Here is a 22,828-nt window from a genome sequence, read left to right as displayed (position 1 = left end):
ATGTCGACCCGACGCCCTGCGCTGATCCTGCTCGGCGGGTCCGCCGTGGCCTGGAACCAGCGCTTCCTGGCCGCCGCCCGGGCCCGCGACCTCGACGTGCTGCTGCTCGACGGCCCCGGACCGCAGGCCGGGGCGCTGCGCCCGTACGCCGCCGACGTGGCCGTGGCCGCCGCCCGCGACCTGACCGGGGTCGTCGACCGGGCGGCGGACTGGGCCGGCCGGTACGACGTCCGGGGGGTGTGCGTGCTGCGCGAGGAGTACGTCGAGGCCGGCGGCGTGGTCGCCGACCTGCTCGGCCTGCCCTCGCCCGGACTGCGCGCGGCGCGGGTGTGCCGCGACAAGCACCTCCAGCGCCGCTACCTGGCCGCGTGGAGCCCGGACTCCACCCTGGTCACACCCGCCTGGCGGGCCGGCTGCGCGGACACCTGGAGCCGCTTCCCGGTCGTGGTCAAACCGGTCGGCCGGCTCGCCAGTTCCGGCGTGCGCCTGGTCACCGGACCCGAGCAGCTGCGCGAGCGGCTGCGCGGGTACGGCGGCGACGAACCGCTGTTGCTGGAGGAGCGGGTCACCGGTCCGGAGTACTCGGTCGAGTCGCTCAGCGCGGGTGGCGCGGTCGGCTACGCCGTGATCACCGGCAAGCGCACCACCGAGGCGGACTCGGAGTTCTTCGTCGAGACCGCGCACACCACCCCGGCGCCCGACCTGGCGGGCGAGGTCGCCGAGCGGATGCTGGCCGTGCACGAGGCGGTCCTGGAGCGGCTGGCGTTCGACACCGGCATGGCGCACGCCGAGTACCGGGTGACCCCCGGCGGCCGGGTGGTGCTGACCGAGATCGCGGCGCGGCCACCGGGCGACAGCATCATGGCGCTGCACTGGCTCGCGACCGGTGCGCCGCTGGAGGACGCCGTCGTCGGCCTCGCCGTGGGGGAGGCGGTGAAGCACCCGGCGCCGGTACGGTTCGCCCGGCAGGTGTACCTGCCGCACCAGCCCGGTACGCTGCGCGACCTGACCGTCGACCCGGCGCTGGGCACGGCGCCGACCTGGTTCGACCCGGCCGTGGTACGGCCGCAGGTCAGCGGGTGCGGGTCGGCCGGCGACCCGCCGGCACTGCGCTGCGTGGTCGGCCTCAAGCCCCCAGGTACGGTCCTGGGGCCGGTGCGGGAGTCCGGCGACCGGGCGGCGATGGTCGTCGTCGACGCGGACACCCCCGCCGAGCTGGACGCGGTCGAGGCCCGCTGCCGCGCCGCCATCACCCTGCGGGTGGCGCGCTGATGTCCACGATCGTCACATCGACGTCCCCGGCGGCCCCGACCGGAACGGCGGCCATCCACGCCGGCTGGCCGTCAGCCACGGCCGTCGCCGCCGTCACCGCCGAGCTGCGCCGCCGGCCGCCGCTGGTGGCGTACGCCGACTGCGCGGCGCTGACCGGCCGGCTGGCCCGGGTCGCCGACGGCGGCGGGCACGTGCTCCAGGCGGGTGACTGCGCGGAGCTGTTCGCCGAGGTGTCGGCGGCCGGCACCGCCCGCAAGATCGTCCAGCTGCACGACCTGGCCTCGGCCGTCACCCGCGCAACCCGGGTACCGGTGGTGCGCATCGGCCGGCTGGCCGGGCAGTTCGCCAAGCCACGCTCCCGGGCGACCGTACCCGGACCCGGCGGCGAGCCGCTGCCGGCCTACCGCGGCGACGCCGTCAACGACCTGGTTCCCACGCCCGCGGCGCGCACCCCGGACCCGCGCCGGATGCTCACCGCGTACGACCGGTCGGCGGAGGTCCTCGGCCACCTGGCCGGCGGGCCGATCTACACCAGCCACGAGGCCCTGCTGTGCGAGTACGAGGAGGCGCTGGCCCGGCTGGACCCGGCGACCGGCGTCCGGTACGGCTCGTCCGCGCACCTGCTGTGGGTGGGCGACCGCAGCCGGCAGGTCGACGGCCCGCACGTCGACCTGCTGGCGCGGGTGGCCAATCCGGTGGCCGTGAAGCTCGGGCCGACCGCCACGGCACACGACGTCGCGGCGCTCGTCGAGCGCCTCGACCCCGACCGCGCGCCCGGCCGGCTGGTGCTGGTCGCCCGGCTCGGCGCGGGTGCCGTGGTCGACCTGCTGCCGCCGCTGGTCGAGGCGGCCCGGACGGGTGGCGCCCGACCGGTCTGGCTGTGCGACCCGATGCACGCCAACACCGTGTCCACACCGGACGGTCGCAAGACCCGGCCGGTTGACGACGTGGTACGGGAGGTGACCGGCTTCGTCGGCGTGCTGCGCGCCGCCGGCGTGCACCCCGGCGGGCTGCACCTGGAGACCAGCCCCGACGACGTCACCGAATGCGTCGAGGCGCGCGCCGACCTGCCGGCCGCCGCGGCGCTGCCGCGCTACCGGACCGCCTGCGACCCGCGGCTCAACCCGGGGCAGGCCCGGCGGGTGGTCGAGGCGTTCGTGCGGGAGGTGACCCGGTGAACGCGCCGACGGTCCGGCGCGGCGGCGGCCCGGCCGGCGGTGAACCGGTGACCGCCCCGCCGCTGCTGCTCGGCGTCGACGCGCTGCGCCCGGCCGACGCGGCCGCGGTCGGGCGGCGGCCCGGCGGCCGCCGGTTCGACCTGCCCGACGAGGCGGCCGACCGGGTCGCGCGCTCGGTCGCCGCGCGGGACGGGTTGGTCGCCTCCGGCCAGCCGGTCTACGGGGTGACGACGGGGTTCGGCGACCGCAACGTCGGCCACATCTCGGCGGCGAAGGTGCGGGCGCTGCAACGCAACCTGGTGCGCTACCACCTGGTCGGCAGCGGCCCGCCCGCGCCGCCGGAGGTGGTCCGGGCGACCATGCTCATCCGGGCCAACTGCCTGGCCCGCGGCTGGTCCGGGGTACGGGCCGAGGTGATCGGGCTGCTGCTGGACTGCCTGGCCCACGACATCCTGCCGGTGGTACCCGAGCGGGGGTCGGTCGGTGCGAGCGGCGATCTGGTGCCGCTGTGCTACCTGGCCAACCTGCTGACCGGCCAGGGCGAGGTCGACCACGCCGGGCGCCGGACGTCGGCCGCCGAGGCGCTGCGCGCGTGCCGGCTGCGCCCGGTGGAGCTGCAGGCCAAGGAGGCGCTCGGCCTGGTCAACGGCACGTCGTTCATGTCCGGGTACGGGGTGGTCGTCGCGGACGAGGCCGCCGAGCTGGCCGTCGTCGTCGAGGTCTGCACGGCGCTGGCGGTGGACGTGCTTCGCGGCAACGCCGACCACTTCCACCCGATCATCCACGCCCAGAAGCCGCACCCCGGCCAGGTACGGTCGGCCGCGGCCGTCCGGTCGCTGCTCGCCGGCTCGGCGCTGTGCCGCACCCACCGGGACGTGCTCGACGCCAACCGCGACCTCGGCGACCGCGGCTACCAGCTGCTCGACCACCCCATCCAGGACCGGTACTCGGTCCGCTGCGCCCCGCACGTCGTCGGCGTGCTGCGCGACACCCTCGACTGGGTCGACCGCTGGCTGGCGACCGAAATCAACTCGACCAACGACAACCCGCTGTTCCACCCCGACGCCGGCACCGTCCACAACGGAGGGAACTTCTACGGCGGCCACGTCGGGCTCGCGATGGACGCGTTGAAGGTCGCGCTGGCCAGCGTCGGCGACCTGCTCGACCGGCAGCTCGCCCTGATCGTCGACGAGAAGTTCAACAACGGCCTGCCGGCGGGGCTCGCCGGTCCCTCCGGTACCGGCGAGAGCGGACTGCACCACGGCTTCAAGGGCGCCCAGATCGCCTGCTCGGCACTGGTCGCCGAGGCGCTCAAGCTGGGCATGCCGGCCACCGCGTTCTCCCGCTCGACCGAGGCGCACAACCAGGACAAGGTCAGCATGGGCACGATCGCCGCCCGCGACGCGCGTACCGTCGCCGGCCTGGTCCGCGACGCGGCGGCGCTGCACCTGGCCGCCCTGTGCCAGGCCGCCGACCTGCGCGGCGCCGACCGGCTCGGCGCCGGTACCCGGGCCGCGTACGACCTCGTCCGCGCGCACGTCGGCTTCGTCGACGCCGACCGCCGGCTCGACGGCGAACTGGCCGCCCTCGGCGCGGCGCTGCGCGCGGGAGCGATGAGCGCGGCCGTGGCCGGCCACCTGACCGGTGAGGAGAAGCCGTGACCCGCACACCCGAGACCGCGCTGCTCGACTACGCCATGGGCGCAGAGATCGGCGGAGCCGCCGGCGCGGATCCGCGCGGAAGCACCGGCGCGGAGCTGTCCGGAGGTGCCGAGCAGGATCAGCGCGGAGCCGCCGGTGCCGGTCCGCGCCGGCCCGCGCCCGCGCCGCGGCCGCCGGAGCTGCTCGCCTTGCCGCTGCGCGAGCGGGTACGGCTGGTCGAGGCCGGCGAGGTGGCCGCGGCCGACTGGGCGCGGCAGGCCGACGAGTGGAGCCGGCGGGCCGACACCCGCTACCGTGCCTGCGTCGAGCTGCGCGCCGCCGAGCCGGGCGCCCCGCCGGTACGCGTCGGGGTCAAGGACACCGTCGACGTCGCGGGGTTCGCGACCCGGCTGGGGCTGCGCCGGTACCGGCACTATCCACAGTGGTCAGCCGCGCCGCTGCGGGCGGTACGCGGGGCGTGGGTGAACGCGAAGGTGGTCACCACCGAGCTGAACATCGGCCTCGGCTCCGGCTGCGTCAACCCGTACTTCCCCGACATCAGCCCGGCCGGCTCCAGCACCGGATCCGGGGTGTCGGTGGCCGCCGGCATCTGCGACCTGTCGCTCGGCACCGACGTGCTCGGCTCGGTACGGTGGCCGGCCGGGCGCTGCGGCGTGGTCGGCCTGCGCCTGACCCACGACGAGCGGCAGCTGTCCGGCGTGTTCCCGCTCTCGCCGGCCATGGACGCGCCCGGCTGGGTCGCCCGTACCGCCGACGACCTCGCGTTCGGCTTCCAGCGGCTCGGGCTCGGTGCCGGCGGACCGCTCGGTACCGCGAGCCCGTTCGCCCTCGACGAGCCGCCCGGGCGCCGCCGGTTGCGGGTCGGCATCGTGCGGGAGGTCGGAGACGACGACGTCGACCCGGAGATCCTCGCTGCCCTGGACCGCACGCGCGCGGCGCTGGCTGGGTACGGCCACCCGAGCGTCCCGGTCGGCCTGGGTGAACTGTGGCGCTGCCGGGGCGCGGCCTGGGAACTGTGCTCCCGTGACGCGTGGCACGGGTACCGGGTGTGGCGCCGCTGGATCACCGACGACCTGCTGGAGTCGACCCGGCTGGCGTTGGAGGCCGGGGCGCGGGTCAGCGACGGCCGGCACGCCGAGATCCGGGCCGCGATGGCCCGGGAGCGCGCCCGGGTGGCGGACCTGTTCACCGCGCAGGGTGTCGACGTCTGGCTGCTCCCGCTCGACCCGGACGTGCCCCGGCCGGCCGGCGCGCCGGTGGCCGCTGCCTCCACCATTCCCGACCCCGACGACCCCGGCTACGACCGGGAGGCCGGCTACACCCCGCTGGCCAGCTTCACCGGCCTGCCCGCGATCACGTTTCCGGTGGGCCGGACCCGCGACGGCACGGCACCGCTGGCGGTGCAGGCGATCGCGCCGCCGTACCGGGAGGACGTGCTGCTGCGGCTGGCCCGCGACGTCGCGCACGCGGTCGGTGACCTCGGCTTCGCCCCGCGGTGATCCAACCTGTGGTCAGCCGGTCAGCCGGTCAGCCGGTCAGCCGGTCAGCGTGGCGGAGGCGTGCGCGTTGAGCGCGTGCCGGTCGGGCTGGCCGGTCTTGGCCATCAGGCTCGCCACGTGCTTTTCGACGGTACGCGGGGAGATGTGCAGGCGTTCGGCGATCGCCCGGTTGGTCAGCCGCTCCACCAGGAGTTCGAAGACCTCGTACTCCCGGACGGTCACGCCGAGCGCGCGCAGCGCGGCGGGGATCCGGTCGGACCCGCCGCGCCGCTGCGGCACCGTGGCGCCGGCCTGGCGCAGCAGCGCCCGGCACGCCGCCGCCACCGGTACCACCCCGCAGTCGTGGAAGTACCCCTCGGCCGCCTGCAGCCACGCCGTGGGCTCGCCCCAGCCGTCCTCGCACGCGGCCTGCGCGACGAGCCGGAGGCCGAGGTGGCGGGCCATCCGGAACGGTGCGCCGACCCGCCCGGCCTCGGCGACCGCCGCGACCGCTTCGTCGCCGCGCCCGTCCCGGCCGGCCAGCACCGCGCCGGCCAGCAGCGCGAACTGCCGGTTCCAGCGCAGCCGGCTCGTCGGGCCGGCGGTGACCGCGGCGTACTCGGCCGGCCCCGCCTCCCGGCACAGGACCGTCAGCAGCAGGTGCAGGCCGTGCCGCCCGGTCAGGTGGAAGACCGACGGGTTCTCCGCCTCCCACGCCAGGGCCCGGTCGAGCTCGTCGCGGGCGCGCGCCCGGTCCTCCTCCAGCAGGGCGCAGAATGTGCGGGACAGGCCGAACACGAGCTGCTGGTGCCGGGACTGGTTGCCGCCCCAGCGGCGGAAGTCGGCCAGCGCCCGGTCCATCTCCCGCCGCCGGCCCTGGTGCGCGCCGAGCATGGCCCGGGTCAGCAGCAGGTACTGCACGATGTCGGTCAACCGCAACCGCTCGGCGGTCGTCCAGCAGTGGTCGATCTGGGCGGTCGCGGCGGCGAACTCGCCGCGCAGCACCGACTGCATGGCCAGGATCGCCTCGGTGTCACAGCTCGCCGGTACCGACCCGACCCGCAACGCCTCCTGCCGGGCCTGCTCCAGCCGGGTGGTGTCGTCGTCGGCGAGGGCGTCGTTGCCGCCGAGCCGGACCAGCGCGTGCAGTTGCCAGAGCGGGAGGGTGTGTTCCTGGGCGATCAGCCGGACCCGTTCGAAGCACGCGGTGGCCTCGGCCAGGTCGCGGCCGCGGGCAAGGGTGCCGATGAGCTGCCACGCCTGGCACGACACGACCGGCAGCGGCACGGCGTCCGCGACGGCAGCCGCCCGTCGGGCCAGCGACTCGGCGACGTGCAGGCGGTCGCGGCCGGGCTGTTCGACCGCATGGTAAGCGGCCACCGCATCGACCGGCGCGACCAGTTCGGCGGGCGCGTCCGGGCCGAGCAGCCGCCGCGCGGCCCGGATCTGGGCGCTGCCGTCGGCCCACCGGCCGGCGATCACGGCCGCCCAGGCCAGCCTGGTGTGCAGGGCCGCCCGCCGCCGCGCGACCAGCGCGTGGCCGCCCTGCCCGTCGAGGGAGTCCACGCAGGCCACCGCCCGGTCGAACTGGCCGGCCTCGGCCAGCGCGTACAGCAACGACTCCACCGCGTCGGCGCGAACCTCGGCGGCATCGCCGGTGTCGTCGTGCACGAGCAGGTCACGGGCCCGCTCCAGCAGGGTCACGGCCGAGGTGGCCGCCCCGGCGGCGAGCGCCCGCCGGCCGGCCTCGGCCAGCAACCGGCCGGCGACCGCCGGCGCGCCGCTGTCGAGCCGCAGGGCCGCCGCGAGCTGCAGCCACTCGCCGGGCATCCCCGGGTACCGCTGCTCGACCGCGTCCGCGGCACGGCGGGCCAGCTCCGCGCGGTCGGCCGCGGTCAGCTCGGCCAGCAGTGCCTCCGCGGTGAGCGGATGCCGGAAGGCGTACCAGTCCGGTGCCTGGTCGTCGAGGACCACCAGCTGCGCGGCGAGAGCCGCGTGCAGATGGCTGAGCAGGCTGCGGTCATCGAGTCCGGTGACCGACTGCACCACCGGCAGCGGGAACCGGCGCCCCAGGACGGCGGCGGCCGACAGCAGGGTACGGCCCTGCGGACCGAGCAGGTCGGCGCGCCGGGCGACGCTGCGGGCCACCGTGGTCGGCACCTCGGTGCGCAGTTCGCGGGTGACCCGCCAGCCGTCCGCGCCGGGGACCAGGACGCCGTTGCTGATGAAGCCGTTGAGCAGCTCCTCGACCACGAAGGGGTTGCCGGCGCTGTCGGCGCAGATGCGGTCGAGCACCGCGGCCGGCACGCCGTCGGGGGCGCCGTCGAGATAGGAGGCCGCGAGCAGCCGCAGCTCCTCCCGCTCCAGCGGGCTCAGCTCGATCAGGTCGCACGCCCGGCGCTGCGCCGCCGAGCGGATGAGGTCCACCGCCGGGCTCGGCTCCGCCCGGACGGTACCCAGCAGGAGGGTGGGCTGCCGGTCGAGGTTGTCGACGAGGTACTCCACGACCGCGAGCGTCTCGGCGTCGGCGTCCTGGAGGTCGTCGAGGGTCATCAGGCAGCCGCCGTGGCGACCGACCACGCCGGTCAGGCGCAGCACCGCCTCGGCGAGCAGGACGGGCGAGCCGCCCGCCGGGGGTGGCTCGCCCCGGCTCCAGTCGGGCACCAGGCGCCCGAGGACCGGGCCGTACGGGCCCAGCTCGTCCGGGTCCGGCGCGTCGCCGCCCCGCACCAGCGACAGCAGCGCCTCGGTCAGCGGGCGGAACGGGACCATCGGACCGATCGTGCTGCCCCGGCCGCGCAGCAGCCGCATCCGGACCCCGAACGCGCGGGTGGCGACCTCGGCGGCCAGCCGGGACTTGCCGATCCCGGCCTCTCCGACCAGGAACACCGCGCTGCCGTGCCCCTGCCTGGCCGCGGTCAGTGCCCGGTCCAACCGGCTCAGTTCGGTGTGACGGCCAACGAGAACCGACGCCCGCGTCTGCATGCCCGGTAACGCTAGTGCCACGACGTGAATACATCTGGCGGCAGATAACGCAATCTACTGTCGATTCGGCGACAGTCGGGTGGCCCGAATGCGCCATGGCGGTCGATCGGGTGGCCCGCCGTCGCCGTGGTGGTCGGTCCGGTGGCCCGCCGTCGCCGTGGCGGGCCACCGGTGGTCGTCAGAGCAACGAGATGCTGATGGTGGCGATGGAGGTGTCCGGCGGCAGGCCCCCCGCCGCCAGGCTCGACCCCACGCCCAGGTCCGTTCCGGCCAGCGCGGCCGCGCGGGCGCCGAAGGTACCCACCGACGGCAGCCGGATGTCACCGGCGGGGTGGTCCGTGGTCACGCCGGCGCCGGCGCCGGTCGTCGCGGTCGAAGTGGGCTCGGTTACCTGCATCGCTACTCCTCCTGGAACGGTGTGTCAGGTTGTCCATCTCGGACGGCGGCGGTGGCGGTCGGCGCCTACCGTCGCGGCTTCGGGGTCGGCGCCAGCAGCAGCACCGACGGGACCTGTGCGGGGAAACCCAGCCGGAGCAGCCCGTACCCAATACCGGCCAGGCCGGTCAGCAGCCCGGGGGAGGGCACGGCGTCCGGCGTGCCGCACAGCGGGCCGTAACGGTCGAGCGCCCCGGCGATCAGGCCGGCGCGGGTCCGCTGCGCCCGCGCCGCCTCCTCGTCACCGCGCTCGGCCAGTACCGTGAGCGCCTCGACGGCACCCAGCTCGCCATGGCACAGGCTGAGGTCGTGGCGCAGCGGCGCGGCCTCGAGCGCAGCCACCCGCCGGGCGTCACCGGCCGGGCAGTCGGGCCCGGCGCCCTCGCCGCAGTCCACGTGCGACATCAGCGCGCCGGCCGCACCCGTGCACCAGCCGAGTCCGCCGTCGACCGGAACGGTGCCGTCGGGCCTGCCGCCCACGGGCACGGCTGTGCTGTCGGGCGCGCCACCGGAGGCGGCGGGCCGGCCGTGCAGGAGCGTGGTCGCGGCGTCGCGGTACCGGTCGTCACCGCGTGCGGCGGCCCGCGCCAGCGCCCACCCGACCCCCGCGGCACCGTCGAGGAAGCCGGCCGGCAGCCCGGCCGGTACGCCACCGGCCCGCTCCACCAGGCCGGCGAGGCGGTCGGCGCAGGTACGCGCGAGCGCGGCGGCGGCATCGAGGCCGGTCTCGGCGTGCACCGCGGACATCGCCGCGAGGCAGCCGGCCAGGCCGGTGGCGATGCCGGCCGGGCCGGCGCGGTGCGCGGCGGCCGCCGCGAGGCCTACCGCGGCCGGCAGGCACTCCCGGATGTCCGGGTCGCCGGTCAGCGTGTGGAACCGGGCCAGCGCGTAGGCGATGCCGCCGAGGCCGCGGAAGCCGCCGCAGCCGACCGCGTCGACCAGCTCCGAACGGTCGGCGAGGAACTCCAGCAGCAACGGCACCGGACGCATCGCCTGGCGGGCCAGCTCGGCGTACCGGTCGACCCGGCTCAGGCGGGCGAGCTGGGCGAGGAACAGCGCGACGCCGCAGTACCCCTCGGCGAGGCCGGCGCCCATCGGCAGGAGGGTCCACTGCCGGTCGTCGACCAGTTCCAGGCTCAGCCAGTTGGCCCGGTCGCCGGCACGGAGCGCCCGCGCGACGAGCTGGTCGCCGATCCCGCAGGCGGCGGCGAGCATCCGGTCCGGGCCGGGCGCGGTCGCCACGACCGGACCCGGCAGGACCGGCGCGCCCCCATGCCCGGCGTCCGGGCGCCGGGTCGCCAGCGCGGAGCTGACGATCCACTCCTGGTCCCGCAGGTCCACCTCGCCCATCCTGCCGACTTTCGCGAGAGTGGCTGTCAGCGGTGCGACATCGAGCATGTCAGGTAACCGCTGACCCGAGGCGGTCCACAGGTCGCGCGAGCCCGGCCGGCCGGTCACCAGTGGTACGTCGCCGGCCCACAGGTCGTCGGTCTCGTACGGCAGCAGCCGACTGGCCGCCGGATGGGGGACCGAGGACCAGAGCACGTCGAAGAGGTGTTCCCGCTCGAGCGCGTCGCGCAGCACTTCGGGATGCGTCGACTCGTCGAGTACCTGCTGGTAGAGCTGGGTCGGGCGGAGCACGATCCGGATCTCGTCGCGGGCGCAGCCGCGGAGCAGGTCGGCGAAGTCCGCAGCCGCCGCGGCGATCGCCCGGTACCCGGCCCGGAAGCCCGACAGCAGCGACGCCCGGTGGTCGGCGGGGTCGATCGGGTCACCGTCGAGCGTCGGGCGGTTGCGGGCGCCGGCGAACCTGCCGGTGCGGCGGGTCAGCCGCATCTCGTCGGTCGCCGCGGCGTCCCAGGCGACCACCGGTACGGGCAGGGCCGCCCCGGCGTCGCCGCCGAGCCCGGACAGGTCCGCCGCGCCGGCGTCCCCGGCGATCGGGCGGGGTAGCAGCGCGGTGCGGCTCACCGACGACGCCAGCGCCTCGGCCGCCGGGTCCGGGCCGAGCGCGCCGGACAGCGGCAGGTTGGGGTGGAACAGCGTCTCCACGTCGACGGGTACCGGCTGGTCGCCGCAGGCGATGATGTTCTCGCAGTGCATGTCCGCGGCGTCGACCGCGTACAGCAGGGCGAGCAGCGCGCCGAGGCGACGGTAGAAGCGCTCCACGTCATCCGCGTCGCGGCATGGCAGGGCCGGGACGAACTCCTGCCAGCCGTACCCGTCGCGGGGCAGGGTGGCGACCGTGCGCAGGGCGAGGTCCGGTACCCGCTGCCCGAGCCATCGGACCAGCTCGGTGAAGTGGACGTGCAGGGTCAGCGGGCGGGGCTTGTAGACGACGGCGCGGCCGTCGGCGAAGCGCAGGACCGCCACCGAGCGGCCCCGGCCGTGCGCATCGCCGGCGCCGTTGTCGGCCGCGACCAGCGGGCCCGGGTCGGCCCCGCCGAGCAGGTCGGCCACGACGGCGGCCCGGTCGGTACGGTAGCGCGCCAGCAGTTCGGCGTGGGCGTCCACGGCGTACCGGGCGCCCTGCACGAGCAGGCGCGCGAGTACCGGGTAGGTCCGGAACAGCTCGGCCAGCCCAGGGCGGGTCGCGGTCTGCCGCAGGAAGTCGGCGAACCGCTGCCGACCATCGTCGCCGCGCAGCCGGCCGGCGGTGCGCGCGGTGTGCAACTCGAGTACCAGTGTCCGGGCGGCGAGGCGGGCCAGCCGGTGACCGACCTGCACGGCGAAGCCGGCGCGGACGGCGGCCAGGTCGACCACCGTCTCCGGTACCCCGGCGACCCGGGCGACCAGCCGGTCGGCGGCGTCGGCCACGAGCGGGTGCAGGGCTGCGGAGAACGATTCCAGGACCGGGACGGTGTCCGGCGGGCGGTCGGTGTCCGGTGGCCGGTGGGCGCCGTCCGGCGGGCGGTGACCACCGGACGGAGGGTGATGGTCACCGCCGGACCGCCCGCCGTCCGGGGCCGGATCGATCCGCTGGTACGGCGCGGCGGCGAGCAGCTCCTCGGCGGCGGCCGCCCAGCCGGGCCTCGACATGCGCGCCGCGAGCGCCGGCAGCGGCTCCCGGAGCAGGCGGTGCAGGTGCGCCTCGTCGAGACCGAGGTCGGCCACCCGGGCGGCAAACCGGCGCGGCCCGTCGGGACGGCCGTCCGGCAGTGGGAACCGCCCGGACGGCGGGACGGCGAGCCGCTCGGCGAGCGTGAGGCCGGGCGCCCACCAGTAGCCGACCAGCGGCGTCCCGCCGGGCCGCGCCGGGAGCATGTCAACCACGTGGTACAGGCTGTCAGTCGCCGCGCCCGAAGGCATGGGTGCCGACTACCCGCATTCTTCATGATCCGGTCGGTCGCGGGTCGGTCGCGGGTCGGTCGCCGGTCGGTCGCCGTCCCGCCAGACCGCCTACGGCTCATGATCGTGGAAGGTTTTCCGTCCTGGCACGCGGAAAATCCTCCACGATCATGAGCGGGGTGCCGCTGTGATCATGAGCGGGGTGCCGCTGTGATCATGAGCGGGGTGCCGCTGTGATCAGGAGCGGGATGCCGCTCCGGATGGGCCGTCCCGGATGGTCCGCTGTGCGGCACCCTTAGTTGTGCGTTGATTGTCGATTAAGTCCCTGGTGCGTGGCCGGTACGGGCGGCAGGGTTGGCAGTCAGCCGACGGCGCGCGGTGCGGCGAGCCCCGGTCGCATCGCGCCCCGGCGGCGCAGCGGCCGGCGGTGTGCCACCTGTTCCCGGTCGCCGACCACGACCCTCCGGGTGCGAAGGAGACGATCGCGCATGTCGGACCAGGCTTTCCCGACCAAGGACGACCTCGACCGCGAGGTGGTCGCGGTGCTGACGGCGGGCGACCGGCCGCTCACCCTCGACCAGGTACGCGAGCGGCTCAGCCGGGCGGTCATGGCGACGACGGTGATGACGGTCCTGAGCCGACTGCACGAGCAGGGGCTGGTCCGGCGGGCGTGGGTCGGCCGGGCATACGTGTACACGACCTCGGCCGACCGGGCCGAACTGGCGGCGGACCGGATCCGGGTCCTGCTGGACACCGGCGGTGACCGGCGGGCGGTGCTGACCCGGTTCATCGCGATGCTGCCCCCCGACGACGAGCGGGTCCTCATCGATCTGCTGACGGGGGCGCCGGCCGAGACCGGCCGGTGAGGTCGGGCCCCGCAGCACAGGGCAGATTTGCGGGGCCCGAACACCGTGGCGCCCTACGGGCGCCGCCCGGGCCGCGACGGGTCCGCCGAGCCTGGTCCGCTCACCGTACACGCCGGTCTTCGCGCCGCCGCGCGCGGTGCCTCCTTTGTCCGGATCGACCCGTCCCGGACCGGGTGGGCCGGGCGTCGGGACAGGGTGGGCCGGGCGTCGGGACAGGGTGGGCCGGGCGTCCGGACCGGGTGGGCCGGGAGCCCGCCGGCCGCGCCGGTCGTCCGGTTCGGTACTTCGGCGGGACGTGTGTGCTTCGGCGAGATCCTTGGTAGGCTGCCTGAGGTATTTGGATAGGTGGTTCGCCTTATCCCGACCGGTTAGGTTTCGCACGTGCGTGGCCAGCAGGTTGGGCGATGTGGAGCCGCTAGACCAACGGCTTCCGGACCTGCGCCCGCAGGTCCTCGCCTGACAAGGAGTTTTGCAATGGCACAAGGCACCGTGAAGTGGTTCAACGCCGAGAAGGGCTTCGGCTTCATCAGCCAGGACAACGGCGGCGACGACGTGTTCGTCCACTTCTCCGCGATCCAGACCAACGGCTACCGGTCGCTGGAGGAGAACCAGCGGGTGGAGTTCGAGATCACGCAGGGCCAGAAGGGCCCGCAGGCCGAGCAGGTCCGCCCGCTCTGAGCTGAGCTGACCGAGCGGGTCCGCCCGCTCTGAGCTGAGCTGACCGAGCGGGTCCGCCCGCTCTGAGCTGACCGAGCCCCGGGTCCGTCACCACGGACCCGGGGCTCGATGCCGTTCCGGGGCGGTCAGGGTGCCCAGGCCGGCGCCGGGTGCCAGGTGGTGTCGGCGTCGTAGCTGGCCGCCGCGTCGACCCGGTGGGGGCCGCCGGCCGCGGCGATCCACACCTCTGCCGCGTAGTGGCGCAGGTGGTGGGCGGCGATGTTGTACGAGGCGAGCGTCACGTCGCCGGTGCCGTACCGGCCGGGCTGGGCGCAGAACGTGGCGTCGGCGGCGAACAGGGCCGAGCTGTCACCGGCGTCCTTGCGGACCCGGAAGTCGGCGTGCCGCAGGTATTGCCCCGGATAGTTGCGCGACTCAAACGAGTAGCAACTGCTGTCGGCCAGCCCGTGCCGGACGACGAAGGTGGCGTCGGCCTTCAGGGTGGCGTCACTGCCGGCCGTGACCACCTCGGTGTAACCGAGGCTGTTGTAGTGCCGCAGATACCGGTCGGGGTAGCCGGGCGTGACCACCTTCAGCGACGCCGGGGCGTCGGTCGTCAGGTCCACGTCGCTGCGCCACCACGGCGGCGCCACCTGCCAGGTGGTGTCGGCGGCCCAGGACGCGGTGCCGTCCCAGGGGTTCGGGCCGCCGTTGGCGGCGATGTACACCGTCGCGTCGATGTGGCGCAGGAACCGCCCCGGGAGGTTGTACGACTCCAGGGACACCCCGGCGGTGGTGTGCCCGGCCCGCGGGCAGAACGTCGCGTCCGCGGCGAACAGCGCGCTGCCGTCGCCGGCGTCCAGCCTGATTCGGTAGCCGCTGTGCCGCAGGTACCGCCCCGGGTAGTTGCGCGATTCGAACGACCAGCAGTCGGCCGACGCCAAACCGGGGCGCAGCCGGAACGTCGCGTCCCGCTTGGTCAGGTCGTCGCTGGCGGCCGACACGGGCGAGGTCACGCCGAGGCCGTCCGCGTGCCGCAGGTACCGGTCGGTGCAGCAGGCCGTGGTCGCCCCGAGCGACACCAGCGCGTCGCGTCCCGGACCGTCGGCGGCGGCCCGTACCGCGAGGTTCGCGTCGCGTACCTGGGCGGCGTTGACCTTGAGGAGCTGCCGGTCGTACGTCCACAGCCCGTTGACCTCGTTCTCGACGTCCGTCGGTTGGGTGTAGATCGACGCGGACAGGCCGCGGGAGCGGACCAGCCCCTGCAGCGTGTCGGTGACCTCGACGTACCGGCCGGTGAGCGTCGCGGCGTCGGGTGCCATCTCGTACGCGAAACCGTTGCCCGGTGACCACTCGTGCCCGGCGACGCGCAGGCCCAGCCCGCCGAACTCGCCCAGCACGGCGACCCGGGTCGCGGTGGGCGGCGCGGTCGTACCGGGCCCGACGTAGATGTGGTCATCGATCACGTCGCCGTTGCCGCCGTCGAAGCCGCAGCAGTTGGAGCCGGAGTTGTTGTCCACCAACCGGGTGGGATCCCAGCTTTTCACCAGGTCGGCGATGCGGGCGGGGTCGTACTCGCCCCAGCCCTCGTTGAACGGCTGCCACTGCACGATCGAGGTGATGCCGCGGAGCTGGTCGACGATGCGGTGCAGTTCGGACTCGAAGTTCGTCCGGTCGGCGGCCGAGGGGGTCACGCCGGTCCGCATCGACGGCATGTCCTGCCACACCAGCAGTCCGAGCCGGTCGGCCCAGTAGAACCAGCGGGCGGGTTCGACCTTGATGTGTTTGCGGACCGTGTTGAAGCCGAGGTTCTTCTGCTGCTGGAGGTCGAACCGCAGGGCCTCGTCGGTGGGTGCGGTGTAGATTCCGTCCGGCCAGTACCCCTGGTCGAGGGTGCCGAGCTGGAAGACGAACCGGCCGTTGAGGACCGGCCGCAGTGCGCCGCCGACGACCGCCTTGGAGATCGAGCGCATCCCGACGTACCCGCCGACGGTGTCCCCGCCGCCCGCGCCGGTCAGGGTCACCCGCAGGTCGTACAGGAACGGGTCGTCGGGGCTCCACAGGTGCGTGTCCGGTACGGGTATCCGCAGGTGCTGGCCGAGCGCGCCGTCGCCCGAGCCGACCACCCGGCCGCCGGTGAGTACCTCGGCGTGCACGCCGGCGGTACCGGTGCCCTGCACGACCAGGTCGAGGGCGCCACCCGGGACGTCCGGGGTGGGGTCGAGCCGGGTGACGTGCGCGGCGTTGGTCGGCTCCAGCCACACGGTCTGCCAGATGCCGCTGGCGGCGGTGTAGAAGATGCCGCCGGGGTTGAGGCGCTGCTTGCCGAGGGGGATGCCGGCGGCGTCGACAGGGGAGTGCACCCCGACGATGATCTCGTTGCTGCCGGTGCGCAGGGCGTCGGTGATGTCGAACGAGAACGCGTCGTAGCCGCCGGTGTGGCTGCCGATGGCACGGCCGTTGATCCAGACGGTGGCCTGCCAGGTGACCGCGCCGACGTTGAGCTGGATCCGGCGACCGGACCATCCACCGGGGACGGTGAAGGTGCGCCGGTACCACATGTCGGTCTCGTGCCGGGCGATGCCGGACAGCGCCGACTCGATCGGGTACGGCACCAGGACGGTTTCGGCGAGGTCCCGGCCGACCGGCGGGGTGGTCAGCGAGGTGGCCCGGGCGAACTGCCACTGGCCGTTGAGGCTCTGCCAGTCGGGGCGGGTGAGCTGCGGGCGCGGGTACTCCGGCAGCGGGTTGGTGGTCGAGACCTGGTTGGTCCAGGGGGTGACCAGCGGCGGGGTCTTGGGTGCGAAGGCGGCCCGGGCGGCCTGCGGTACGGCGAGGCCCCCGGCGGCCAGGGCCAGCACGGCGACCAGGGCGGCGCGGAGGGTACGGCGGGGTCGGGGCATGCGGGTGCCTCCTTCAGTGGTGGCCGCACCCGGTGCGTCAACGCACGTGGGCGGGGCGCCGGGGATTCACCAAACGAAATCTTGTCGTAACCAACAGCGACATGTATAACGTTATAGAGCTAGCTCGATAGATCAGCAAGGGTCAATGTCAAACCCTTCCGTCGGCCTTGTTTCGTCAGCACGCGCCCGCCGTGCGGTTTCTCCCCACCCCCACACCGACCGGCCCGCCGGCCGGTACCTCCGTGCTCCCGTCATGAAGGAGGAACCCGTGATCACACGTCACCGCAGGCTGGCCAGCGGTGCGACGGCGCTGCTGGCCGGCGCGTCGATCCTGCTGGCCGCCTGCGCCAAGAGCGAGGACAGCACTACGCCCACCGGCGGCGACGCCGCCCAGCAGCAGGTCACCACGCCCAGTGCGGGCGCCGCTGGCGGCTGCACGCTCCAGGCCTACGGGGCACCGAAGCTGGACCTCACCGACGCGGTCGTCGGCTTCTCCCAGTCGGAGAAGGAGGCCAACCCGTTCCGGATCGCCGAGACACAGTCCATCAAGGACGAGGCGGCGAAGATCGGGGTCAAGAAGCTGCTCACCACCAACGCGCAGTCGCAGTTGGCCAAGCAGATCAGCGACATCCAGGACATGCTGGCCCAGGGCGCGCAGTTCCTGATCGTCGCGCCGCTGAACTCCGACGGCCTCCAACCGGCACTGCAGGCCGCCGCGGCCAAGAAGGTCCCGGTCCTCACCATCGACCGGAAGATCAACGCCACCGCGTGCAAGGACTACCTCGCGTTCCTGGGCTCGAACTTCGTCGACCAGGGCAAGCGGGCCGCGGACGCGCTCGTCAAGGCGACCGGCGGCAGGGGGAAGGTCGCGATCCTGCTCGGCTCCTCGGGCAACAACGTGACCACCGACCGCACCAACGGCTTCGTCGACCAGCTCAAAGCGAGCGCGCCGGGCATGGAGATCGTGGCCCAACAGACCGGTGACTTCGCCCGGGACAAGGGCCAGCAGGTCATGGAGCAGTTGATCCAGAGCCGGCCCGACATCAGCGCGGTGTACGCCGAGAATGACGAGATGGCGCTCGGCGCCGTCACCGCGCTCAAGGGGGCCGGCAAGAACCCGGGCAAGGATGTCAAGATCGTTTCAATCGACGGTACCCGCAACGCCGTCCAGGGCATCGTGGACGGCACGATCAACGCGGTGATCGAGTCGAACCCGCGCTTCGGCCCGCTCGCCTTCTCCACCGCCCAGCAGTTCTACGGCGGCGCGGCCGTACCGGAGAACGTCATCATCTCCGACCGGGCCTACGACGGCGACAACGCCAAGGACTCCCTCTCCGGAGCGTACTGACCGGACGCGGTCGCCGGCGGCGTTCCCGTGCCGCCGGCCTCCGCCAGGCCCCGAGGGGAACGCATGAGCGAGCGGAGCGAGGCGCCGTCATGAGACCGATCGCCGAGATGGTCGGCGTCTCCAAACGCTTTCCGGGCGTGCTGGCACTCGACGACGTGTCGTTCACGCTCGCGCCCGGCGAGGCGCACGCGCTGGTAGGCGAGAACGGCGCCGGAAAGTCCACTTTGATCAAACTGCTGACCGGGGTGTACACACCGGACGGTGGCGAGATCCGGTACGCCGGCCGGCCGGTGACCTTCCGGCGCCCGCTGGACGCCCAGGCGGCCGGGATCTCCACGATCTACCAGGAGGTCAACCTCGTCCCCCGGATGAGCGTGGCGAGCAACCTCTACCTCGGCCGCGAGCCCCGTGGCCGGTTCGGGCTCATCGACCACCGGCGGATGCACGCCGACGCCGCCGCGCTGCTGTCGCGGTACGGCATCGATGTCGACGTCCGGGCACCGCTGCGGTCGCTCGGCCTGGGCGCCCAGCAGATGGTCGCGCTCGCGCGCGCCGTGTCGGTCGACGCGCGCGTCGTCATCATGGACGAGCCGACCTCCTCGCTGGAGCCCCGCGAGGTGGACACCCTGTTCCGGGTCGTACACGACCTGCGCGACCAGGGCGTGGCGATCAGCTACGTCAGCCACCGGCTCGACGAGCTGTACCGCATCTGCGACCGGGTCACGGTGCTGCGCGACGGCCGGGTCGTGCACACCGGCCCGCTCGCCGGCCTCGACCGGCTGCACCTGGTCTCGCTGATGCTCGGCCGGGACATCGCCGAGGTCCGCCGGCACGGGCTCACCCGGTTCGGCGAGTCGCACACCGCCGCGGCGCGCGAGCCGGTCCTGCGGGTACGCGACCTGACCAAGCGGCACGTGCTCGCGGGCGTGTCGTTCGACGTGCGCCCCGGCGAGGTCACCGGACTCGGCGGGCTGCTCGGGTCCGGCCGGTCGGAGACCGCGAAGGCCATCGTCGGTGCGCTGCCGGTCGAGCGCGGCGAGGTGACCGTCGCCGGCCGGCCGCTGCGCCGGCTGTCGCCCGCGGCGGCCGTCCGGGCCGGCATCAGCCTGCTGCCCGAGGACCGCAAGGCCGAGGGCATCATCCCCGACCTGTCGGTGCGCGAGAACATCGTGCTCGCGGCGATGCCGCGGCTGTCCCGCGCCGGCGTGGTCTCGCGGGCCCGGCAGGACCGCGTGGTCGAGACATTCATGCGGCGGCTGCGGATCAAGGCGGCCAGCCCCGACCAGAAGGTGTCGCAGCTGTCCGGCGGCAACCAGCAGAAGGTCCTGCTCGCCCGGTGGCTGTGCCTGAACCCTAAGGTCCTGCTGCTCGACGAGCCGACCCGGGGCATCGACGTCGGCGCCAAGGCTGAGGTCCAGCACCTCATCGACGACCTCGCCGCCGAGGGGCTGGCCGTCGTCCTCATCTCCTCCGACCTGGAGGAACTCGTCGAGGGCGCCGACCGGATCGTGGTGCTGCGCGCCGGCGCGATCGTCGACGAGCTCACCGGCGACGACGTCAGCGAATCCCACCTCATGGCCGCGGTGGCCGGCGACGACGCCGTCGTCGCCCGCGACGCCGTCGTCGCCCGCGACGGCGCCGTGGCCCGCGAGCACACCGGAGGTGCCGCATGACCGACGTGACCGCGGCCACGGGCACGGCCGCGCCGGCGTTCGACCGCCAGCGTGCCGCCCGGTACCTGTCCTCCCACGGGGTCTACGGCGCCGTCGCGGTGCTGCTGCTGGTCAACGCCGCGTTCACCGACCACTTCCTCACCATCGGCAACCTGCGCACCCAGCTCATCCAGGTGGCACCGGTGGTCATCGTCGCGCTCGGGATGGCGATGGTCATCGGTACCGAAGGGGTGGACCTGTCGGTCGGCTCGGTGATGGCGCTCGCCGCGGCGGTCCTGCCGCTGTACCTCGGCTACGGTGCCGTACCCGCGATCGCGCTGGCGCTCGTCGCCGGTGTCGCGGTCGGCGCGGTCAACGGGACACTCGTCGCGGTGGTGGGGCTGCAGCCGATCGTCGCGACCCTCGCGCTGTTCGTCGGTGGGCGCGGCCTCGCGCTGGTGTTCGCCGGTGGGCAGCTCAAGCAGATCCACAATCCGGCGCTGCTGTCCCTCGGCGGCGACGACGTGCTCGGGGTGCCGGCGGTCGTGCTGGTCGCCGGCCTGCTGGCGGTCGCGGTGGGGTTCGTGGTGCGGCGCACCACGTTCGGCCGCCAGCTCGTGGCGGTCGGCGGCAACCGGGCGGCCAGCCAGCTCGCCGGCCTGCCGGTACGCCGGGTGCTGTTCGGCGCGTACATCGTCTGCGGGGCGTTCGCGGCGTTCGCCGGAGTGCTCGCCACCGCCCGGCTCACCGCCAGTGACCCCTCGGCACTCGGCAATCTCATGGAACTGTCCGCGATCACCGCCGTGGTCGTCGGCGGCACCCCGCTGACCGGCGGCCGGATCAGGGTGCTCGGTACGGTCTTCGGCGCGCTGCTGATGCAGCTCGTGCGCGCCACCCTCATCAAGCACGACCTGCCCGACTCGGGCGCGCAGATGGCGCAGGCCGTGATCATCCTCGTCGCGGTCTACGCGGCCCGGGAACGGAGGGCGCGGTGACCGACTCGACGACGCGCCCCGTGCTGACCGCCCCGCGCCGGGAAACGGCTTCCACGACCGCCGCCGCGAGCCGCTCGGAACGGTGGGCGGCGGCCGTGCAGCGGCACGGTGCGCTCGCGGTACTGGTCACCGTGGCCGCCGTGGCCACGGGCGCGTTCCCGGCCTTCGGCACGCTCGACAACGCCCACCACGTCGCCATCCAGTCGTCGTTCCTGGCCATCGTCGCGCTCGGGATGACCTTCGTGATCATCGGCGGTGGTATCGACCTGTCGGTCGGCTCGGTCTTCGCGCTGGGCGGCGTGCTCGCCGCGTACGCCTCCCGCTGGGGCCTGCTGCCGGCGCTGCTGCTGCCGCTCACGGTGTGCGGTGTGATCGGCGCGGTCAACGGGCTCCTCGTGGCCAGGGCCCGGATGCCCGCCTTCATCGTCACCCTCGCGAGCCTGCTCGGCGCGCGCGGCCTGCTGCTGGCGATCACGGACGAGGGTGCGAACACGTTCCTGGTACCCAGGGGCTCCGCGTTCGCGCACCTCGGGCAGGGCACCCTCGCCGGGTTCGGCCACCCGGTGTACCTCGCGGTCGCCGCGTTCGTCCTCGGCGGCCTGCTGCTGCGGTACACCCGGACCGGGCAGGCGGTGTACGCGGTCGGCGGCAGTGAGGACGCGGCCGCCCTGATGGGGCTGCCGGTCGCCCGCGTCAAGGTCACGGTGTACCTGCTGAGCGGGCTGCTCGCCGGCCTTGCCGGTGCGCTCAACGCGGCCCGGCTGTCATCGGGGGTGACGATCATCGGGGTCGGCCTGGAACTGGACGCCATCGCCGCCGTCGTCATCGGCGGCACGCTGCTGGTCGGCGGCGCCGGCACGCTCAGCGGGACGCTCTGCGGCGTCCTGCTGCTGGGCGTCATCCAGAACGTGATCAACCAGATCGGCTCGCTCGACTCCTCGTACCAGTCGGTGGTCAGCGGCGCGTTCCTGATCGTGGTCGTCGTGGCGCAGACCTGTCTCGGCCGCGCCCAGCGGATCCGGTGACGAACCGGCGACTCGGAGGGAATGCCCGGTGGGAGTCAGTCTCAAGGACATCGCCAAGCGGGCGGGCGTGTCGGTGGCGACGGTGTCCAACGTGGTCAACGGATACCGGCCGGTCGCCGCGGCCACCCGCGAACGGGTCCGCAAGGCGATCGACGAACTTGGCTACAGCCCCAACCTGTCCGCGCGGCACCTGCGCAACGGCCGGACCGGGATCATCGCGCTGGCCATCCCGGAACTGAACAACGCGTACTTCGCCGAGCTGGCCGACGCGGCGATCCGGGAGGCCGGGCTGCACGGCTACACCGTGCTGCTCGACCACACCGACGGCAACCGGGAGAAGGAACTGCTGGTCAGTCAGGGGTTCCGGGCCCAGGTCATCGACGGGCTCATCCTCTCGCCGGTCCAGCTCGACCGCACCGACGTGCTGCGGCGGACCAGCCGGACCCCGATGGTACTGGTCGGGGAGCGGGTGTACGACGTGCCGTACGACCACATCGCCATCGACAACGTGGCCGCCAGTACCGAGGCGATGCGGCACCTGCTCGACCTCGGCCGGCGGCGGATCGCGTTCGTGGGCGCCCAGGCCGACGCCAACCGGGAGCCGGCCCACCTGCGCCTGCGCGGGTACCGCGCGGCGCTGCGGGACGCCGGGCTGGCGTACGACCCGGGCCTGGTGGTGACCACCGACCGGTTCGGCCGGGCCGACGGCTCAGGCGGCCTGCGGCGGCTCATGGCGCTGCCCGAGCCACCCGACGCCGTCTTCGCCTACAACGACCTCATCGCCATCGGCGCGCTGCGCGCCGCGGCCGACCTGGGGGTGCGCGTGCCCGACGACGTCGCCGTGGTCGGCTTCGACGACATCGAGGAGGGGCGGTACAGCAACCCGACGTTGACGACCGTCTCGCCGGACAAGGCGGCCATCGGCCGGCGGGCCGTGGCCGCCCTGATCGGCCGGCTGGACGGCAGCCGCGCCCCCGAACCCGAGGAGGTGCGGGTGCCGTTCGCGCTGGTCGCGCGGGAGAGCACCCTCGGCCGCCCGGCAACCGACGACCTACCGCGATGACAGGGTTCCCGGCGTGTGAAGG

At 74.3% G+C, this 22,828-nt stretch carries 16 protein-coding genes and 1 pseudogene; 12 read left to right on the top strand and 5 right to left on the bottom strand.

What is annotated here, in order from left to right; translation table 11 throughout:
- From ACNTMW_RS00995 to ACNTMW_RS00980, 4 genes are read left to right on the top strand one after another with little or no spacing between them, the layout of a single operon-like run.
- Nucleotides 1-1,272: an ATP-grasp domain-containing protein gene (locus ACNTMW_RS00995; RefSeq protein WP_426631362.1), complete on the top strand. Its 1,272-nt coding sequence runs from the start codon at nt 1-3 to the stop codon at nt 1,270-1,272.
- Nucleotides 1,272-2,450 (top strand): 3-deoxy-7-phosphoheptulonate synthase, encoded by a 1,179-nt coding sequence (locus tag ACNTMW_RS00990; RefSeq protein ID WP_426631361.1) that lies wholly within the window; start codon nt 1,272-1,274, stop codon nt 2,448-2,450. The genes ACNTMW_RS00995 and ACNTMW_RS00990 overlap by 1 nt, the downstream gene beginning before the upstream one ends.
- Nucleotides 2,447-4,111, top strand: coding sequence for an HAL/PAL/TAL family ammonia-lyase (locus ACNTMW_RS00985; RefSeq protein ID WP_426631360.1), 1,665 nt, complete (start codon nt 2,447-2,449; stop codon nt 4,109-4,111). Before ACNTMW_RS00990 ends, ACNTMW_RS00985 begins: the two co-directional genes overlap by 4 nt.
- The gene (locus ACNTMW_RS00980) at nt 4,108-5,610 is read left to right on the top strand and encodes an amidase family protein (protein ID WP_426631359.1); all 1,503 of its coding nucleotides are present in this window, start codon (nt 4,108-4,110) and stop codon (nt 5,608-5,610) included. The genes ACNTMW_RS00985 and ACNTMW_RS00980 overlap by 4 nt, the downstream gene beginning before the upstream one ends.
- A gap of 36 nt (nt 5,611-5,646) precedes the next feature.
- Here ACNTMW_RS00980 and ACNTMW_RS00975 read toward each other — a convergent pair whose 3' ends face one another.
- The 4 genes from ACNTMW_RS00975 to ACNTMW_RS00960 form a co-directional block, all read right to left on the bottom strand.
- Nucleotides 5,647-8,574 carry an ATP-binding protein gene (locus ACNTMW_RS00975; RefSeq protein WP_426631358.1) on the bottom strand — a complete coding sequence of 976 codons (2,928 nt, stop codon included), beginning with the start codon at nt 8,572-8,574 and terminating at the stop codon, nt 5,647-5,649.
- Nucleotides 8,575-8,752: 178 nt separating this feature from the next.
- On the bottom strand, nt 8,753-8,971 hold the full coding sequence (locus ACNTMW_RS00970; RefSeq protein ID WP_426631357.1) for a hypothetical protein: 219 nt from the start codon (nt 8,969-8,971) through the stop codon (nt 8,753-8,755).
- 65 nt (nt 8,972-9,036) lie between these two features.
- Nucleotides 9,037-12,273 carry a type 2 lanthipeptide synthetase LanM family protein gene (locus ACNTMW_RS00965; RefSeq protein WP_426631720.1) on the bottom strand — a complete coding sequence of 1,079 codons (3,237 nt, stop codon included), beginning with the start codon at nt 12,271-12,273 and terminating at the stop codon, nt 9,037-9,039.
- A 385-nt stretch (nt 12,274-12,658) separates the two neighbouring features.
- Nucleotides 12,659-12,787, bottom strand: coding sequence for a hypothetical protein (locus tag ACNTMW_RS00960; protein WP_426631356.1), 129 nt, complete (start codon nt 12,785-12,787; stop codon nt 12,659-12,661).
- Between ACNTMW_RS00960 and ACNTMW_RS00955 the strand changes: the two genes are divergently transcribed.
- The gene (locus ACNTMW_RS00955; RefSeq protein WP_426631355.1) at nt 12,786-13,163 is read left to right on the top strand and encodes a BlaI/MecI/CopY family transcriptional regulator; all 378 of its coding nucleotides are present in this window, start codon (nt 12,786-12,788) and stop codon (nt 13,161-13,163) included. The genes ACNTMW_RS00960 and ACNTMW_RS00955 overlap by 2 nt on opposite strands.
- Nucleotides 13,164-13,637: 474 nt before the next feature.
- On the top strand, nt 13,638-13,841 hold the full coding sequence (gene cspE / locus ACNTMW_RS00950; protein WP_426631354.1) for a transcription antiterminator/RNA stability regulator CspE: 204 nt from the start codon (nt 13,638-13,640) through the stop codon (nt 13,839-13,841).
- 125 nt (nt 13,842-13,966) lie between these two features.
- On the opposite strand, the gene ACNTMW_RS00945 is transcribed toward cspE, so the two are convergent.
- Complete coding sequence (locus ACNTMW_RS00945; protein ID WP_426631353.1) at nt 13,967-16,723, bottom strand: AbfB domain-containing protein; 2,757 nt, start codon at nt 16,721-16,723, stop codon at nt 13,967-13,969.
- A 268-nt stretch (nt 16,724-16,991) separates the two neighbouring features.
- On the opposite strand from ACNTMW_RS00945, the gene ACNTMW_RS00940 reads away from it, so the two are divergent.
- The 6 genes and pseudogenes from ACNTMW_RS00940 (at nt 16,992) to ACNTMW_RS00915 (ending at nt 22,806) form a co-directional block, all read left to right on the top strand.
- Nucleotides 16,992-18,071: an ABC transporter substrate-binding protein gene (locus ACNTMW_RS00940; protein ID WP_426631352.1), complete on the top strand. Its 1,080-nt coding sequence runs from the start codon at nt 16,992-16,994 to the stop codon at nt 18,069-18,071.
- 89 nt (nt 18,072-18,160) lie between these two features.
- Nucleotides 18,161-19,744, top strand: coding sequence for a sugar ABC transporter ATP-binding protein (locus tag ACNTMW_RS00935; RefSeq protein ID WP_426631351.1), 1,584 nt, complete (start codon nt 18,161-18,163; stop codon nt 19,742-19,744).
- Nucleotides 19,741-20,718 carry an ABC transporter permease gene (locus ACNTMW_RS00930; protein ID WP_426631350.1) on the top strand — a complete coding sequence of 326 codons (978 nt, stop codon included), beginning with the start codon at nt 19,741-19,743 and terminating at the stop codon, nt 20,716-20,718. Before ACNTMW_RS00935 ends, ACNTMW_RS00930 begins: the two co-directional genes overlap by 4 nt.
- Entirely contained in the window at nt 20,715-21,743 is a 1,029-nt protein-coding gene (locus ACNTMW_RS00925) for an ABC transporter permease (RefSeq protein ID WP_426631349.1), read from the top strand. Before ACNTMW_RS00930 ends, ACNTMW_RS00925 begins: the two co-directional genes overlap by 4 nt.
- Nucleotides 21,744-21,768: 25 nt before the next feature.
- A pseudogene (locus ACNTMW_RS00920) lies at nt 21,769-21,906 on the top strand (LacI family DNA-binding transcriptional regulator); the annotation flags it as partial.
- Entirely contained in the window at nt 21,892-22,806 is a 915-nt protein-coding gene (locus tag ACNTMW_RS00915) for a LacI family DNA-binding transcriptional regulator (protein ID WP_426631719.1), read from the top strand. The pseudogene ACNTMW_RS00920 and the gene ACNTMW_RS00915, both read left to right, overlap by 15 nt.
- The last annotated feature ends 22 nt before the right edge of the window (nt 22,807-22,828 follow it).

The organism is Planosporangium spinosum, assembly GCF_049999945.1.
Lineage (GTDB): Bacteria > Actinomycetota > Actinomycetes > Mycobacteriales > Micromonosporaceae > Planosporangium > Planosporangium spinosum.
This window is presented reverse-complemented; position numbering and strand designations above follow the sequence as displayed.

Bases quoted from the DNA above. Each gene is read 5' to 3' on its own strand.
- ACNTMW_RS00995 (WP_426631362.1), top strand. From the start codon at position 1: ATGTCGACCCGACGCCCTGCGCTGATCCTGCTCGGCGGGTCCGCCGTG.
- ACNTMW_RS00990 (WP_426631361.1), top strand. From the start codon at position 1,272: ATGTCCACGATCGTCACATCGACGTCCCCGGCGGCCCCGACCGGAACG.
- ACNTMW_RS00975 (WP_426631358.1), bottom strand. From the start codon at position 8,574: ATGCAGACGCGGGCGTCGGTTCTCGTTGGCCGTCACACCGAACTGAGC.
- ACNTMW_RS00970 (WP_426631357.1), bottom strand. From the start codon at position 8,971: ATGCAGGTAACCGAGCCCACTTCGACCGCGACGACCGGCGCCGGCGCC.
- ACNTMW_RS00965 (WP_426631720.1), bottom strand. From the start codon at position 12,273: ATGCTCCCGGCGCGGCCCGGCGGGACGCCGCTGGTCGGCTACTGGTGG.
- ACNTMW_RS00955 (WP_426631355.1), top strand. From the start codon at position 12,786: ATGTCGGACCAGGCTTTCCCGACCAAGGACGACCTCGACCGCGAGGTG.
- ACNTMW_RS00960 (WP_426631356.1), bottom strand. From the start codon at position 12,787: ATGCGCGATCGTCTCCTTCGCACCCGGAGGGTCGTGGTCGGCGACCGG.
- cspE (WP_426631354.1), top strand. From the start codon at position 13,638: ATGGCACAAGGCACCGTGAAGTGGTTCAACGCCGAGAAGGGCTTCGGC.
- ACNTMW_RS00945 (WP_426631353.1), bottom strand. From the start codon at position 16,723: ATGCCCCGACCCCGCCGTACCCTCCGCGCCGCCCTGGTCGCCGTGCTG.
- ACNTMW_RS00935 (WP_426631351.1), top strand. From the start codon at position 18,161: ATGAGACCGATCGCCGAGATGGTCGGCGTCTCCAAACGCTTTCCGGGC.
- ACNTMW_RS00930 (WP_426631350.1), top strand. From the start codon at position 19,741: ATGACCGACGTGACCGCGGCCACGGGCACGGCCGCGCCGGCGTTCGAC.